This window comes from Sphingobium sp. RS1 (assembly GCF_056156825.1).
The window spans coordinates 223,138-237,074 of the sequence record NZ_JBLZXE010000001.1 but is presented as its reverse complement, the minus strand read 5'-3'; the positions used below and the strand labels follow the sequence as shown (position 1 = coordinate 237,074).

Here is a 13,937-nt window from a genome sequence, read left to right as displayed (position 1 = left end):
ACAGGATCATCGCAAAGGGCGCGCCCGCCGCTTCTTCCGCTCGGCCGCCGGCTCGATGGCCATGATGGCCGCGCTCAATTTTTCCATCGTCGGGGTCGCGCGCGCCGACGTCGCGTCCGAGATGAACAACTTCTTCTCCGACGCGGGCGGCGCTGCCAACGTGACCGGCCCCTCGGCCTATCAGGGTCAGTCGGCCGGCTATTACTCTCTCGGCAATGTCTGGACGCGTTTCCCGCAGAAGAGCGTGCAGCCGTTCAATCTTCAGCTTCCGAGCGCCCGTGCGGGCTGCGGCGGCATCGACCTGTTTTCTGGAAGCTTCTCCTTCATCAATGCGTCCGAGATCGTGGCGATGCTGAAGGCGACGGCCAACAACGCGCTTGGGTTCGCCTTCAAGCTGGCCATCGATTCCGTCTCGCCCGAGATCGGTAAGGTCATGGACGAGTTCAGCCAGAAGGCGCAGCTCCTCAACCAGATGAACATCTCCAGCTGCGAGACCGCTCAGGCGCTGGTCGGCGGAATCTGGCCCCAGATGGATTCGACCCGGGCGACCATTTGCGAGGCGGTCGGCAACAGCCAGGGCGTCTTTTCCGACTGGGCCGCCTCGCGTCAGGGCTGCAACAACGGCAATCGGCGGGATTCGACAATCGCCGGGAACACCGATGCGTCGATGAAGGACCAGCTGGTCGGCGAACCGCACAACTATACCTGGGAGGCGCTGAAGAAGTCCGCCAAGTTCGGGGCGTTCGACCAGTCCTTCTCCGAATATATCATGACGCTCGTTGGTACGGTCGTGACGACGCCGTCGACGGACCCGAGCGTTGGCGGCAAGGTGGTGATGTTCGGTCCGGCGGAAGACGCCGTCGTCACTGCGCTGCTCGACGGCACGGCGGACGCGCCGCCGGTCAAGATGCTGAAGTGCAACGACGAGAATTGCTACGATGTCGGCGAACAGACCCTGTCGGTCCCGGCATCGTCGGCGCTGCGCCCGCGGATCGCCACGATGATCAAGTCGATGAGCGACAAGATCCGGTCGGACACGCCGCTCAACGCCGCCGAAAAGCAGCTCCTCAACCTCGCGACCGTGCCGATCTACAAGATCCTCGCCGTGCAGGCCTATGCCCACTATGCGCTGACCGACGGCGAGATCCAGACGCTGTCCGAGATTGTGGCCGTCGACCTGCTCTCTGCCATGCTCGACAATATGCTGGACCGGGTCGAGCAGGCGAAGGTTCACTACCAGACCTTCGACCAGGAGACCGCGACGCAGTGGAAGCAACAGATCGCGGCCACGCGCGCCAAGTTCAGCCAGCGGGATGTCCGTCTCAACAACAAACTGCAGGTGACGATGCAGATCATCAACCGCAGCATCATGCTGGAGTCTACCCTGCAGAACTCGATGACGCCGGGGATGGCGTCCGCGCTCAACTTCTCGCGCGGGCTGAACGCCCAAGGTCTGAATTAGTGCGGCTGAACTGAAGCGGGAGCGCGTCGATGCTGGAGGTCTTCACGGTCGGGGGCGGCGAGTATCTCGTAAACGTGTTCAACGCCGTCGCTGCCTGGTCAGGGGGAGGGGGCTACCGCTCGCTCCTGCGGGTCGTGATGGTGATGGGCCTCATCTACTCGCTGCTCGTTGTCGCCTTCACGCTTAACTACAAGGCGTGGATGAACTGGTTCCTCCAGGCGACGGCGATCTATCTTTGCCTGATGGTGCCCACGGTGAGCATCAAGGTGACCGACCGGATCAACCCGAGCCTCGCGCCATCGACTATCGACAATGTGCCGATGGGCCTGGGTGTGCTGGCGAGCTTTACGACGAAGGTCGGGGATTGGCTGACGCGGACGGCCGAGACGGTGTTCGTCATGCCCAGCGAGCTCAATTATTCGAGCAATGGCATGGTCTATGGCGCGCGCCTGTTCGACGCGACCCGCAATTTCGTTGTTCGCGACGCGGAGTTCTCGACCAACCTCGAAAACCATTTCAAGAACTGCGTGTTCGGCGACGTGATGCTCTATCAGAAGTCGCTCACGAACCTCGCCAAGGCGCCCGACCTGTGGGCCGCGATCGGGCCGGGCTCGGAAGCGCGCTCGCAGGAATGGCTGGAGCGCCAGGGCGACGGCACCGTTCAGAACTTCATCATCACCTGCCGCCAGGCCTACCAGGCGCTCGACGCGCAATGGGCGCCGATGATCGAGGCCAATGCTCCGATCTGGGGTAAGGAGGTCTATCCCAGGCTCAGCAACGCCCTGGCCGCCGACAAGCTCAAGCATGACGTGCCGATCGCGAACACGGCGTTCACCGGATCGGGGAGCAATTTCACCGAAACGATGCGGCAGAACACAGCGATCAACGCCTTCATGCAAGCACGCAACAGCATGGCTGGTGGGGCAGGCGCGGCCGCGATAGACACCTTCGCCCAGACGCGCGCCGACATCCAGGCGCGCAACACCTATAATTCGATTGCCCAGCAGGCGATGGCCTGGGTGCCGATCCTCAACATCGTCCTGACCGTCGTCTTCTTCGCGATGTTCCCAGTCATCTTCCCGCTGTTCCTCATGCCCCAGACGGGGGTTGGCACGCTCAAGGGCTATGCCATGGGCTTCTTCTACCTGGCTGCCTGGGGCCCGCTCTATGTCATCCTCCACATGATCTGCATGACAAGGGCGGAATCCGCGGCGAACGGCGTGGCCGGGGGAGGCGTGACGCTTGGAAGTTATGCCGGCATCGGCGCGGTCAACGGCGAGACGGCGACGATCGCCGGCTTCATGCTGATGAGCGTGCCTTTCCTCGCGGCCGGTCTTGCTCGCGGCGCGATGTCGATTGCTGGCCAGTCCATGTCGATGCTGGCGCCGGCGCAGAACGCGGCGGAGGCCGCCGCGCTCGAGCAGACCACCGGAAACTACTCCTATGGCAATGTGAGCTGGGCGAACTCGACTTCGAATATGCGGCAGGCCGATCAGTGGACCACGGCGCCGAGCTATATGAGCGGCGCCCCGAGCATGGGCTGGCGCCAGGATAATGGCGCGATGATCAACGGCTTTGGCAATGGTCAGGACGTCTTCGACACGTCGGGGGCCATTTCGCGCCTCGGCTTCACCCCTACCATGACGACCGGGTCGGTCGCGGAATGGCGGGAGATGGCGAGCGAGGCGCACCGACAGTCGCAGGCTTATGAGAATGCCGCGGCCGAGGTCCTGACCGCTACGCATGCCAACCGCAGTGCATTCGGCACCTCGACCGAGCGGTCGTCCGGCTGGGATTCGAGCAGCGGCCGGCAGGCGAACACGTCCGTCGATCAATTCGACCGGCGGACCGGGAGCAGCACGCAGGGTCTGGAGGAACGGGATACGATCTCTCAAGGTCAGCGAATATCTCAGGGCCATGATCGTCAGGCGCAGACGAGCGACCAGATCTCCGGGGTGGTGTCCGCAGGAACGGGACGGCAGACGGCTGGAGGGTCGGGCGGTCGCGGAGGAATTTTGGGCCGCCTTCCCGGCATTGGCGGCAGCGTATCGAAATCAGGGTCTCAGACAGATGCGCTAAGGCATGCGACTGACGAAACCCGCGGCAGCGACAGCGCCAACACATCCTCGAGTGGCGTGCGTGACGAACATTCGAGCGGAAGCGGCGCCTCGATGTCCGATGGGACCTATTCGCGCAGCGGTAGCTTCAGCCGGGCATCCGCCACATCATCGGCGTCGGCGAGTACGGAGGATTCTCTGGCGCTGGCAAAGTCGTACTCTGAGACGGCCCGGCGCCTTGAGGAGCTTTCCCAGCAGGTGTCACGCGACGCCAGCTATGCCGAGACGCATGGCATGCAGCTCAGCGAGAATCTGAGCCAGGATCTTGCGCAATGGTATCGCCGCCAACAGGTCGAAAATCCGGGGCTTGACGCGCCCGAGCTTTGGGCAACCGATCTCACAGACCAGCAGCGGCTTGTGCGCCAGGAGATGATCACGCGCTGGATGCATGACAAGCAGGATGGCATCCGGGCGGAGATTGCGGGGCGCCTCCACGATCCGGACCTGGTCGATGTCAATCGGCCGAGCGTGGGGAACGAGGCGGATGTCAGGGCCTCCTACCGGCCGCATGGTCCTGGGCGGCTGCCCGCCGGTCCTGGCGGCGGCGGGGATGTCGGCGCCGCTGCGATCATCGAGGCCGGCAAGGCAGAGCTGGGGGGCGACCGCGCTGCGGCGCAGACGATGCGAGGGCAGCGGGTTCAAGGGGCCGCTGATCTTGAGCAGGAGGTGAACCGCGACCACGATCGCGGATTCTTCCAAGACCCCAAGCTTCGCGAATAGAGCTTAGAGGATGTAGAACATCGCTCCCACGAGGCCGGCCATGCAAACGTAGGCGAGGGCGTAGCCTATTAGACCGCCACGAGTGGGGTTCCCGTTTTCGTCGGTGATCATTTCGATCTCAGGAATCTCTTCCTCGACAATCGCGTAGATGGGACCGCCGGACAAATCCTTCGTTCGATTATATGTGTCGAGGTCGAATTTTGGGAAGCGCATGCTTTCTCCTGTGACGGAGAATAGCGGTTGGGGCGCTTTTCCGCAACCCTTGAGACGCGACTTATAGCGAGATTATCAAGTTTACAAAAAAACGATAAACCACCATAACCTCGCTATGGATGCTCGTCGTAACCCCTTCGCGCCTGGCGCCGGCACTCGCCCTCCAGAGTTGGCGGGGCGAGATGCGTTGCTTGAACGCAACGCGGTCGCGCTCGACCGAATCCGCGCGGGGCGCGCGGCACGCCCGAGCGTCCTCTATGGACTGCGCGGTGTAGGCAAGACCGTTCTGCTCACGACGATGCGTGACGCAGCCGAGGGGGAGGGCATGGCTATCGTCGCCATCGAGGCTCCCGAGAACCGTTCGCTCCCCGGCATCCTCGTGCCTGCCCTTCGGGCGACGCTGCTGAGGCTCGATCGCATGAAGCAAGCTTCGGACGGCGTTAAGCGCGCGCTTCGCGCGCTGGCCGGGTTCGCAAAGCTCAAGGTCAAATATGACGATCTCGAAGTGGGACTCGATTTCGACGTCGAGCCGGGCCTGGCCGACAGCGGCGACCTTGAAGCTGATCTCGCCGATCTGTTGGTTGCAATCGGCGAGGCGGCGCGAGAGAAGGGGTCAGCTGTGGTACTCGTCATCGACGAGCTCCAATATGTGCCTGAAGAGCAATTGGCCGCATTGATCAGTGCGCTCCACCGGGCCAGCCAGAAGCAGCTTCCCATTACAATGATCGCCGCTGGCTTGCCGCAACTCGTTGGGCAGATGGGCCGGGCCAAGTCCTATGCGGAGCGACTTTTCGAGTTCGTCTCCGTCGGACCGCTCGATGATCACGCCGCGCGCGATGCCATTCGGCTTCCAATCGAGCGGGAAGGCGAAGCTGTCGATGATGCGGCGTTGGACGCGATCTGCGAGCAGACCCAAGGTTACCCTTATTTCCTCCAGGAGTGGGGAAAGCATAGCTGGGATGCAGCTGAGGCGTCGCCGATCACCCAAGACGATGTTGCGGCGGCAACGCGTAGCGCGCTCGCGGAACTTGACGCCAGCTTTTTCCGCGTTCGGTTCGATCGTCTGACCCCTGCCGAGAAGCGCTATCTGCGCGCCATGGCCACTTTGGGCACTGGACCGCACAGGTCGGGAGATGTTGCCGATGCCTTGCACGTGAAGGTTTCAAGCGTGGCGCCGACGCGAAACAGCCTGATCGCGAAAGGAATGCTCTATAGTCCCGCGCATGGAGATACAGCGTTCACCGTGCCCCTGTTCGATGCATTCATGCGAAGAGTGATGCCGGAAGGATGATTTTTGAAGCACCGCCCCGAACGACCGGGGAAGGGCACCAAGCTATGAGTCATCGTTCCCTTTTGTGTCTTGGTTAACGTCAAGAGTGGATTTGACCGCCGCCAAGGAGCGACGTTTGGTGCGAAAATGAACGGGGCTATCTTCATCATCACGAGGTTCACGAGCGAAATTCACCAAGAGGAGCTGAGGGCCTGACCCAACTGCGCCCAACCTGTCTTCGGGGTTTCGCAAGGGGCAGTCGGTGAGGGACATACAGCCGCATCCAATGCAGGTTTCGAGGCGGTCACGCAGCCTCATGAGACTAGCTATCCGCTCGTTCAATAGCGTACTCCACTCGGCACTGAGCCGACGCCAATCCGTTGACGTAACCGGCCCCTCTGGAATCCGGTCAAGAAAATCCTTTAGTTCGGAGAGCGAAAGCCCGACATATTGGGCGGTTCTGATAATGGCGATCCGTCTCAATACGGATCGAGGATACCGCCTTTGATTGCCGGCTGTGCGCTCGCCCTTGATGAGGCCTTTCGCCTCGTAGAAATGGATCGTCGAAACCGCGACTCCGCTACGTTGCGCGATGGCGCCAACAGATAGAGGACGTGTTTTGTCAACAGTCATTGCAAAGACTCGTTACCAAATGTCGGTGCTAGAGCACCGGCAAACTACTTCAGGACTCAGGATGTGGTCATTTCTCGACCGCGCAGACCAAGCCCGTGCCGTGCATCCGCCCCTACATCTACGACGGCGACTATAATCCGGTGCGAGGCGTTTGGTCACTCCCGGCTTTACGGTATCGACGTGCCCGAATTCAGCACTTGCTCTGCGTGCGGGACAATCCCTACGATAGCCGCGAGAATTTGCGTACCTTGCTCGCGAGGGGCAATGTCATGTACCGCCAGCTCGACATCGACCGCTACGAACGACCAATCCTGCAATGCTGGAACATGGATGGCGATCTGTCGTGTCAGCAGGTCCAGGCAGGTCACGCCGTTCGCCGATACAGGCCGTTGCAATGTTCTTCCCGGAGATTATCGCGTCGTTCGATCATTAAAGCCGCGAGTGGCGGTCTTGCGGGAAGCCTCTTGCGGGGAAGGGGGACGCCTCGATCTCTTGGTATCGAGGCGTCAAGCCCGCTTTAGCTGTTGAGCCGGTCCTTGACGGCCTTCGCCACGCTGAAGGAGAGTTTTTTCGACGCTGCGATCTTGATGGTTTCGCCGGTGGCCGGGTTCCGGCCTTCGCGGGCGAGAACGTCCTTGACCTTGAACTTGCCGAAGCCGTTGAGGCTCACCTCTTCGCCTTTGGCGGCGGCGTCAGCTATTGCGGCGAAGACGAGATCGACCGCCTTGCGGGCATCAGCCTTGGTGGCCCCGGTCGCACCGGCGAGATGATCGGCAAGGTCGCTATTGTTCATCATGCTGTTCCTTCTGCAATTTTTCGGGATTCCTCTAATAGTGGCGAGGAGCGTGCGGCGCTATCTCAATGCTCGACCTTATTGAAGGATTCCGGCTTATTGGCCGGACAGGCCATGAGCGATAGTTTTTGCCGGCACCTAGTGGCAAACGCCGGTATCAGGCGTGTCCATAGTTGCGAATTTCGCAGTTGCAATATTCTATGATGCAATGCACAAGAGACGGGCCTTTCAGGCATCCTCTCCCAACTATCAAGCCGCCTCCTTGTGGGCGGCTTTTTTCTACCCGAAACAGAGTCGCCGACTCGACCTGAACGATGTGATCCGGCTGACCATGTCGCAGAACTGCTTCTCGACCTCGAATCGTCTCATCCACGGACCCTATTTGTACATGTCGGGTGGATAGAGCGTCACATACTGAAAATCGCTGTTGCGAAACCGCAAGGCTTCAATCTCCTCGGGATTGCCTGCCTCGTCGACCGCGATCGACATGGCGACGTCGATGGTAAGCTCGATCTCGGTCTCCCCGCTCTCATCCTCGAACGGGATAAGCACCTTGTCCTCGGAATCATACATCGCTTCATCCCAGTTGGGATGAGTGAAAGACACCAATGCTGCGACCTCGATCGTGCCGACCACAAGGATTGATTTACCTGCCTCACTTGGTTTGAAGGCGGTGAGTTTTTTCACTTCGACCGAATTGACGGTGATCTCGTCGATCTCCGCATCCATGACGTCGCTACTGTGCAGTCCCCAATTCGTAAGTTCCTGACTGACGAGGTCGACGATCTGTTCCTCCTGCGTCTCCAGGAAGGGATCGAGTTGCGGCGCGGCCATCTCGAGGCCAAGCGCCGCGAACAGTTCGGGCAACGACTTCACCAGCGAAATATGCTTCGCAGACCCGACCGGGCCATCAAAGTCGCCATCGTTCGAAACGATGATCACCGGGCTATTTCTCGACGCCTCCTTCTTGAGGCACTCGAAGGCAAAGGCGTCGGGGAACTGGTCCTTCTTGCCGTCGCCTGAGAAGAAACCTTCCCCTGCCGCATAGGCGCTGAACACTGCCGACGGCTTCACCTCGTCGATCTGGAGCGTCTTGGCCTCCAGCGCATCGAACATCTGCGTAGTCGACTCATCGTAGATCGATTTCAGCTTTGCGCGAAGCTCCGGCCGCTTGAGCGCGGGAAGCGCAACGCCGGTCGCTCCCTCGACAATCTTCCGGAAATGCGGCTGGCTGATCTCCTTGATCGCGTCGAAATCACTCTGGATGTACTTTTTGGCAACCTCGGTGATGGTGAGATCGGTGGTCAACACCGTTATCAGACCGGCATCGACAAGATCGACGACACGGGCGATTTCAGGCCCGCCTGGTGGTTTGCCGGCACTGATGACGATGTTCGCATCCAGGAAGACCTTCGGCGTTCTTTTGGTCGTTTTCTTCGCCATCGTCAGAGTAGATCCGTGTTGAGGTCATGTTGGGCAGATGCTTGACGGACAGGCAGCATTTTCTGGAACGTAAGGCTTGGTCAGTCCGCCACCCGTCCCCTATCGAAGCATCGCTTTGAACGTGCTGCTCGCCGAGGCTCCCGCATAGGCGTCGCGCGCGAGCTGTCCCAGGATCTCGGCCGCTTTGTCGGTTGCCCGATCGAGCGCAAGTTCCTTCTGCTGCTGGAGCGAAGGCACCCTATCGATGCGGACGTAGCTCGAGCCCAGGACGGACTGCACGAGGTCGAGCGACAGGCTCTCCTGCGCCTTCATCGTCCTCGACACGAGCTCGTCTTTTGCGATCAGCATCACACCGCCGCGGCGCCTGGGCGCACGCGGCACATCCCATCGCAGCTCTCCTGCGGTCCCGACGCTGATGAGGTCGATTTCCTGGGGCGTGCGCCCATAGCGCCCAAGCGCCCGCATCAGGGCGATACTATCCGGAGCGTTCGCGATCAGTCCGCCGTCGACATAGGAATGCCCGTCGATCACATGGTCGGGGAAATAGGTTGGCGCCGCGGAGGTGGCGAGGGCAATGTCCCGTAGCGAGGTTCCTTCGAGCTTCGGTGACATGCCAGTGGTTTCGTATATTGCCGGCGCCCAGGCGCCGAAATCGACCGCGGTCACGATCAGGGGTGTCTTCAGGCCGGACAGGGGCGTCTTTCCCGCTTCGCCAAGAACGGCGTCGATCGTCTGCGCGAGGCCAGCCGCGTCATAGCGCGAGCGCGCCAGCCCCCAGCGACCGAGTAAACCCCGCTTCGGGAAGATCGCCTGGCCGTGCTTCTCAAACGCGGCGCCGATCACGGCTGGGCGAATGCCTTGGGCCAGGCCGATGGCCACGATGCCGCCGATCGAAGTGCCGGCGATGATATCGAAATGGTCTTTGATCGGCTTTCCGATCGTCCGCTCGATCTGTTCGAGGATCCGAACGGTAAAGAGGCCACGATACCCACCTCCGGTCAGCGCCAGAATGCGGAACCGTTTGGCCGGCTGCGCGCGCGCACCTTCCCTGATCCCGACGTCGCTCTCGGTCATATCAAGGGTTCACCACCGTCAGCCCGCTGACGCCGCTATGGTAGGGCTGCGGATAGTCGACGAAGACAAGATTGGTAGCGAGAGCCGAGGCAACGACCATCGTCGTCGCCTCGCTGACCGGGATCACGGCACCGGCCGGGTTGGTGGCGATCAGCTTCTGAGCCCGCAGACCAGGCCACAGCATGGCGGCCTTTTCGTCGAACGGCACGATATTATCGAAGCTGCGCACCATGCCGACATAGCCGCGCAGCGCATCGCGGTGGCCTTGGCGTTCACCCGCCGGGCTTTGCTCGATGGCCAGCAGCGCCTGCCCGAGGGAAACCGCGCTCAGGTGGATCTCTCGGGCAGGCAGCGCATCGATCGAGGCCGGCGCCTGACCCGTGATCCGGTCAAGCAGGCATTGGGTCGAAAGAAGATACATGGCCGCTTAGGCGCTGGCCTGCTGCCAGGAAGCTTCTCCGGATCGGACAGTGAATTCCTGGCTGCTGTCGTCGTCGCTCTCGACATGGACGAGCTTTCCGCGTGACGGCTGGAACTGCGTGGCGGCAAGAAATTCTCCGGCGGAAATACCGCCAGCGGCTGCCTTAATGACATTCGCCAAAGCCGCAACCGAGAGGATCACGGTCTGCTCTCCCTTGTCTTTGCCGACAAGCTGAACCGATCCGTCACGCGCACGCGCAAGCAGCTTGGTGAAGCTGTCACGCGCGGCGCGAATGGTGATAGTGGCCATCGGAGCCCGACCTTCGAGCAGTTTGCCGAGTTCAACCTCTAGCTGATGCTCTGGAAGGGAGCAGATCCTCTCGATTCCGGCTAGAAGCTGCACGTCCATACCAACCAACCTTCGCTGCCAATGACGATGGTTATAGGGCGTGGCCACAAAATGTCAATGATTGTGGCCACGGGGCAGATGCATCGATCAATGACGGCTGCGTCACTTTACCCTTCAGGTACCGGTCGGGTAAAGTGACACGGATGGCAAAACGTCTTTCGGTCGTTTCTGTGAGCGATTGGGGGATTCACAAGAGTCGTGCTTTGTGCTTGATTCGTTCCATGCTTCAGTTCGATCTCTTCGCGCCATCGATCCCAACCCCGGCGCCAGCACCAGTAGTTGGCCTGCCGGATATCGTGCGCATCATCGCGGAGCACTCGGGTCGGCCGCGCTACACCTTCATGGTGCTCGATCTCATCGCCAGGGCCGCCCGGACGAACGGGGAGGCGGGGCCTCTGGTTCGAGAAGGCGAGGTTCTGGTGCCCATCCGCGAATGGCTGGCCGCGGCGATTGCGCCGAGCGGCGCGCGTCACCACCAGCGCCGGGCCACCGCCGATAAGGTCCGGGCTGCGCTCGCAGCCAAAGGAGAATTGCCGGGCGATCCGGTGGAGGCCGCGCGCCGCGTCGACGCGGAACTCAGCGAGCGCATCCGCGAAACCGGCATGACGGCGATCAGCCGGGCGGTGTCGGAGTTGGTGAAGGCAGGACTGATCAGACGGCATTACCAGGGCTTTTTCGTGGACCATGAGAACCGCGGTGCGCAGCGTCATGCGGTCTATACGGTCACGGATGCGGTCCGCGCCGCGCTTCAGCCGAGCATCGTGACCAGCGAAAACCGGCGGCAGCCTTATGTACGAGGCGCACACGCTCAGCCTCGAGCGGCTGCGGCGCGGTAGGATCGCAGCTTCACATTTCTCGGCGACGATCGGTTCCTGCTGGTCTCTCCAAGCGCATTCAATGGGCTTGGCGTGTGCACGACCCAGCTCCACAACGAGCCCGTGGTCTATAATCGCAAACGCCATGGCCGGTTCAAACTGGATGGCCGGATGTACGATTTCCGGATGCGGCCGTCGGTGCCCAGGCGGCTGTCCAAGGAAGTCCTGCTTGTCGACCTCCTCCATAACATCGACAGGCTGCCCGAGGACAAGGTGGCCATCCTGCCGCGTGCGCTTGCCAAGGCAGGGGAGATGAATAGCGCGCAGCTCGCGCGTGCGGTGAAGGAATACGGTTCGGCTCGTGCCGAACGGCTCCTCGCGCCCGTGCTGCGACCGTCTTAATCGGAAAGTGAAGCCCCTAAAATTCGGTGCGTAATCGCCTGCGCCTCTGCGACCAGATGGCTGTTCTTTTCCCTGTACAGCAGCTGGCCAATCACCGTCTCGACAGCCTTCGGGTTGACCTTCTCGACGACTTCCAGCGCCTTGCGGCATCGCTCATGGCCGCATTCACGCAATGCTGACACGACATAGTCGTCACCATGGTGCTCGGCGATGGCAGCAAGATCGAACATGTCGCGTGGCTGCAAGTTCCAGCCCCGGAAGTAAACTTTCTTCGCTGCAATCTCGGCCGGAGTTTCAAGGTCGACCGTCCGCCCCCTCACATCGTGGCGCTCACTGGAAACATCGAGGATGGCGGACGAACAAATGAAGTCGATCTCACCCAGTTCGTCAAAGGCGAGTTTGAGCGCCTGCGTCCCGTCGCTCTTATATTCGTCCGGCCGACGGGTCATTGCGAAATCCTGGATCTCTGGATTGAGAAAAGGCAGGATTTGCGGATCATCAAGGAAGATATCGATGTCGTGGCTTTCACGATGATCGATCTGGAGCATGAGCGCCGTCCCGCCGCCGAAGCTCCACGAGGGCACGAAGCCGACGTTCTCCTCGAATTGGGCGAAGATTTCCATCGCAAGATCGAACAGGACCGGCCACTGGCTTGGGCCGCGCTCGACCATGCGTTACGCCGCCAGCGGGAGCGCGTAGCCCGAGAGGTGGGAGAACTGGTCGGCGACCGCGCAGACCTTGTCGGCGTCGACACCCATTTCCTCGACGAACTGCAGCTGCAGAGCCGGGCTTACTTCCGAGAAGAAGGAAAACACGGGCGCGTTGAAATCGCTCGCGCTCTTTGGGTCGGCGATCAGCGCAGCGAGTTGATGCGCGGAAAGGTTCGCCCCATAAGGAGCGTTCACCGTCGCCAACACCAAGCTTACCGCCTTTGCCATTTCTAACCTGTACCATGATCTCGTGGATCGTTCAGCGCATATAGCGCTTCGGCGTTATCAAAACAAGAACGGCGCCAATCCGCTATCCGGCCAGGCGGGATGTGCAAGGCCGATTCTCCGCGTAAACCGCCCTCCCCGCGTGATTTTCTCACTTACCATAATGGGAGATTATGGTAAGTACAGGGCTGCTGGAACGGCAGGGAAGGGCAAATTTTGCGGATGATGACGAACGGGGAAAAACCATGCGGCACAGATGTGTCGCGCCTTGTGCCGCATGTTTTGAGCAGAACGCCGCCGCTCGCCTCAGTCAGCGCCGATCTCGGGAACCTCGAACAGTTCGATTGCGAAATCGGCGATCTGGTCGGCGGCAAGATGCATCATGGCGATCGGCGCGCTGTCCATGTCGACCCGCTCGATCTTGTCGTCCGTCATCCGGACAATGAAGCGATCGCACTGCTCGAGCACCACCATGCGGATTCCGTCGTCATCGTCGAGCGTCAGGCGCCGGATGCTGCCTTCATAGGCGACCCAGGCACCGTTGTGGCCGCTCGTCGTGCGCACATAACCGACCGCGACATGGCCACCGGCCTCGACCTTCTCGACGATCGGCAGGAGCCATCCGAAGCGCAAGGGCGCGGTTCGGGTCGTAATCGGCTTGGCGCGCGCCATTCTCTCGCAGACCCAGCCGGTCCCAAAGGAAAGCGCCAGGCAGAACAGCAGTTCCAGTTCGATTGCGAGCGCGGAAAGCCCCGATGGGACCTGGCCGGACAGAAGTGCCTTGTAGGGATTGGGATCATAGGGAAGCGAGATCAGCGGCTTCCACGCCGCTATCGCTTCGTTGAAGGCAAAAATTCCCGCCCCGGCGGTGTGCGCAGCGAGCGCCAGCAGCACAATCAGGAAAATGGTGAGATTGGAATTGGGCCGGTCGGGCCGCGGCGACACAAAATCACTCGCCTCGCCAATACGAAGACCGAAATAACCCGCAAACCCGGGAAGCAGAAGAACCAGAGCGCCAAGCAGCGCGTAGCCGAATGTCATTCGAGATCAGGCCGTCTTGGCGAGCTTCTTGGCCTTTTCAGCACGAATCTTCGCCCGATCGATGACATAGACGCCATCGCGCTGGACGGCCGCCTCGCGTGCCTTCTTCCAGCTGCCGAAGGTTTCGCGGACCTCCCGGCCAAGGGCCAGAGCTTTTGCCGAGTTGAGCTGCATCATATCCTCCGGGAAG

General features: G+C 61.1%; 17 protein-coding genes. 5 read left to right on the top strand and 12 right to left on the bottom strand.

All coding sequences use genetic code 11. The features are described 5' to 3' along the window. The first annotated feature begins 61 nt into the window (after window positions 1-61). On the top strand, window positions 62-1,462 hold the full coding sequence (locus ACNHGR_RS01245; RefSeq protein ID WP_037515325.1) for a conjugal transfer protein TraH: 1,401 nt from the start codon (window positions 62-64) through the stop codon (window positions 1,460-1,462). A 29-nt stretch (window positions 1,463-1,491) separates the two neighbouring features. Beyond that, window positions 1,492-4,299, top strand: a complete 2,808-nt coding sequence (locus ACNHGR_RS01240) for a conjugal transfer protein TraG N-terminal domain-containing protein (RefSeq protein ID WP_475283832.1) — start codon at window positions 1,492-1,494, stop codon at window positions 4,297-4,299. A gap of 3 nt (window positions 4,300-4,302) precedes the next feature. Here the strand turns inward: ACNHGR_RS01240 and ACNHGR_RS01235 are convergent, their stop codons facing one another. Beyond that, complete coding sequence (locus ACNHGR_RS01235) at window positions 4,303-4,512, bottom strand: hypothetical protein (protein ID WP_017184762.1); 210 nt, start codon at window positions 4,510-4,512, stop codon at window positions 4,303-4,305. Window positions 4,513-4,627: 115 nt separating this feature from the next. Here ACNHGR_RS01235 and ACNHGR_RS01230 point away from each other — a divergent pair, with 115 nt between their 5' ends. Continuing rightward, window positions 4,628-5,803, top strand: a complete 1,176-nt coding sequence (locus ACNHGR_RS01230) for an AAA family ATPase (RefSeq protein ID WP_026002697.1) — start codon at window positions 4,628-4,630, stop codon at window positions 5,801-5,803. A 42-nt stretch (window positions 5,804-5,845) separates the two neighbouring features. Here the strand turns inward: ACNHGR_RS01230 and soxR are convergent, their stop codons facing one another. The 7 genes from soxR to ACNHGR_RS01195 form a co-directional block, all read right to left on the bottom strand. After that, window positions 5,846-6,415: a redox-sensitive transcriptional activator SoxR gene (soxR, locus tag ACNHGR_RS01225; RefSeq protein ID WP_081095122.1), complete on the bottom strand. Its 570-nt coding sequence runs from the start codon at window positions 6,413-6,415 to the stop codon at window positions 5,846-5,848. 167 nt (window positions 6,416-6,582) lie between these two features. After that, window positions 6,583-6,783, bottom strand: a complete 201-nt coding sequence (locus ACNHGR_RS01220; protein WP_017184759.1) for a hypothetical protein — start codon at window positions 6,781-6,783, stop codon at window positions 6,583-6,585. Between the two features lie 149 nt (window positions 6,784-6,932). After that, on the bottom strand, window positions 6,933-7,208 hold the full coding sequence (locus tag ACNHGR_RS01215) for an HU family DNA-binding protein (protein WP_017184758.1): 276 nt from the start codon (window positions 7,206-7,208) through the stop codon (window positions 6,933-6,935). A 378-nt stretch (window positions 7,209-7,586) separates the two neighbouring features. Further along, window positions 7,587-8,651: a PIN domain-containing protein gene (locus tag ACNHGR_RS01210; protein WP_011950412.1), complete on the bottom strand. Its 1,065-nt coding sequence runs from the start codon at window positions 8,649-8,651 to the stop codon at window positions 7,587-7,589. A 99-nt stretch (window positions 8,652-8,750) separates the two neighbouring features. After that, the gene (locus ACNHGR_RS01205) at window positions 8,751-9,725 is read right to left on the bottom strand and encodes a CBASS cGAMP-activated phospholipase (protein WP_011950413.1); all 975 of its coding nucleotides are present in this window, start codon (window positions 9,723-9,725) and stop codon (window positions 8,751-8,753) included. A 1-nt stretch (window position 9,726) separates the two neighbouring features. Then, window positions 9,727-10,146, bottom strand: a complete 420-nt coding sequence (locus ACNHGR_RS01200; protein WP_011950414.1) for a PIN domain-containing protein — start codon at window positions 10,144-10,146, stop codon at window positions 9,727-9,729. Between the two features lie 6 nt (window positions 10,147-10,152). Next, on the bottom strand, window positions 10,153-10,554 hold the full coding sequence (locus tag ACNHGR_RS01195) for a hypothetical protein (RefSeq protein WP_017184757.1): 402 nt from the start codon (window positions 10,552-10,554) through the stop codon (window positions 10,153-10,155). 221 nt (window positions 10,555-10,775) lie between these two features. Here ACNHGR_RS01195 and ACNHGR_RS01190 point away from each other — a divergent pair, with 221 nt between their 5' ends. Together ACNHGR_RS01190 and ACNHGR_RS01185 are read left to right on the top strand one after the other, a co-directional pair. After that, on the top strand, window positions 10,776-11,390 hold the full coding sequence (locus ACNHGR_RS01190; protein WP_017184756.1) for a hypothetical protein: 615 nt from the start codon (window positions 10,776-10,778) through the stop codon (window positions 11,388-11,390). 102 nt (window positions 11,391-11,492) lie between these two features. Next, window positions 11,493-11,771 carry a hypothetical protein gene (locus ACNHGR_RS01185; protein WP_226952285.1) on the top strand — a complete coding sequence of 93 codons (279 nt, stop codon included), beginning with the start codon at window positions 11,493-11,495 and terminating at the stop codon, window positions 11,769-11,771. Here the strand turns inward: ACNHGR_RS01185 and ACNHGR_RS01180 are convergent. The 4 genes from ACNHGR_RS01180 to ACNHGR_RS01165 all read right to left on the bottom strand — a co-directional run bounded on the left by ACNHGR_RS01180 (window position 11,768) and on the right by ACNHGR_RS01165 (window position 13,924). Continuing rightward, entirely contained in the window at window positions 11,768-12,442 is a 675-nt protein-coding gene (locus ACNHGR_RS01180; protein WP_011950417.1) for a nucleotidyl transferase AbiEii/AbiGii toxin family protein, read from the bottom strand. The genes ACNHGR_RS01185 and ACNHGR_RS01180 overlap by 4 nt on opposite strands. A gap of 3 nt (window positions 12,443-12,445) precedes the next feature. Next, window positions 12,446-12,688, bottom strand: coding sequence for a hypothetical protein (locus ACNHGR_RS01175; protein WP_242496070.1), 243 nt, complete (start codon window positions 12,686-12,688; stop codon window positions 12,446-12,448). A 324-nt stretch (window positions 12,689-13,012) separates the two neighbouring features. Then, complete coding sequence (locus tag ACNHGR_RS01170) at window positions 13,013-13,747, bottom strand: hypothetical protein (RefSeq protein WP_011950419.1); 735 nt, start codon at window positions 13,745-13,747, stop codon at window positions 13,013-13,015. 6 nt (window positions 13,748-13,753) lie between these two features. Continuing rightward, on the bottom strand, window positions 13,754-13,924 hold the full coding sequence (locus ACNHGR_RS01165) for a hypothetical protein (RefSeq protein ID WP_017184755.1): 171 nt from the start codon (window positions 13,922-13,924) through the stop codon (window positions 13,754-13,756). Between the last annotated feature and the right edge of the window lie 13 nt (window positions 13,925-13,937).

What these genes read in the sequence shown, in the direction of transcription:
- ACNHGR_RS01245 (WP_037515325.1), top strand. Translation starts at nt 62, where the DNA reads ATGATGGCCGCGCTCAATTTTTCCATCGTCGGGGTCGCGCGCGCCGAC.
- ACNHGR_RS01240 (WP_475283832.1), top strand. Translation starts at nt 1,492, where the DNA reads ATGCTGGAGGTCTTCACGGTCGGGGGCGGCGAGTATCTCGTAAACGTG.
- ACNHGR_RS01235 (WP_017184762.1), bottom strand. Translation starts at nt 4,512, where the DNA reads ATGCGCTTCCCAAAATTCGACCTCGACACATATAATCGAACGAAGGAT.
- ACNHGR_RS01230 (WP_026002697.1), top strand. Translation starts at nt 4,628, where the DNA reads ATGGATGCTCGTCGTAACCCCTTCGCGCCTGGCGCCGGCACTCGCCCT.
- soxR (WP_081095122.1), bottom strand. Translation starts at nt 6,415, where the DNA reads ATGACTGTTGACAAAACACGTCCTCTATCTGTTGGCGCCATCGCGCAA.
- ACNHGR_RS01215 (WP_017184758.1), bottom strand. Translation starts at nt 7,208, where the DNA reads ATGAACAATAGCGACCTTGCCGATCATCTCGCCGGTGCGACCGGGGCC.
- ACNHGR_RS01210 (WP_011950412.1), bottom strand. Translation starts at nt 8,651, where the DNA reads ATGGCGAAGAAAACGACCAAAAGAACGCCGAAGGTCTTCCTGGATGCG.
- ACNHGR_RS01205 (WP_011950413.1), bottom strand. Translation starts at nt 9,725, where the DNA reads ATGACCGAGAGCGACGTCGGGATCAGGGAAGGTGCGCGCGCGCAGCCG.
- ACNHGR_RS01200 (WP_011950414.1), bottom strand. Translation starts at nt 10,146, where the DNA reads ATGTATCTTCTTTCGACCCAATGCCTGCTTGACCGGATCACGGGTCAG.
- ACNHGR_RS01195 (WP_017184757.1), bottom strand. Translation starts at nt 10,554, where the DNA reads ATGGACGTGCAGCTTCTAGCCGGAATCGAGAGGATCTGCTCCCTTCCA.
- ACNHGR_RS01190 (WP_017184756.1), top strand. Translation starts at nt 10,776, where the DNA reads ATGCTTCAGTTCGATCTCTTCGCGCCATCGATCCCAACCCCGGCGCCA.
- ACNHGR_RS01180 (WP_011950417.1), bottom strand. Translation starts at nt 12,442, where the DNA reads ATGGTCGAGCGCGGCCCAAGCCAGTGGCCGGTCCTGTTCGATCTTGCG.
- ACNHGR_RS01170 (WP_011950419.1), bottom strand. Translation starts at nt 13,747, where the DNA reads ATGACATTCGGCTACGCGCTGCTTGGCGCTCTGGTTCTTCTGCTTCCC.
- ACNHGR_RS01165 (WP_017184755.1), bottom strand. Translation starts at nt 13,924, where the DNA reads ATGATGCAGCTCAACTCGGCAAAAGCTCTGGCCCTTGGCCGGGAGGTC.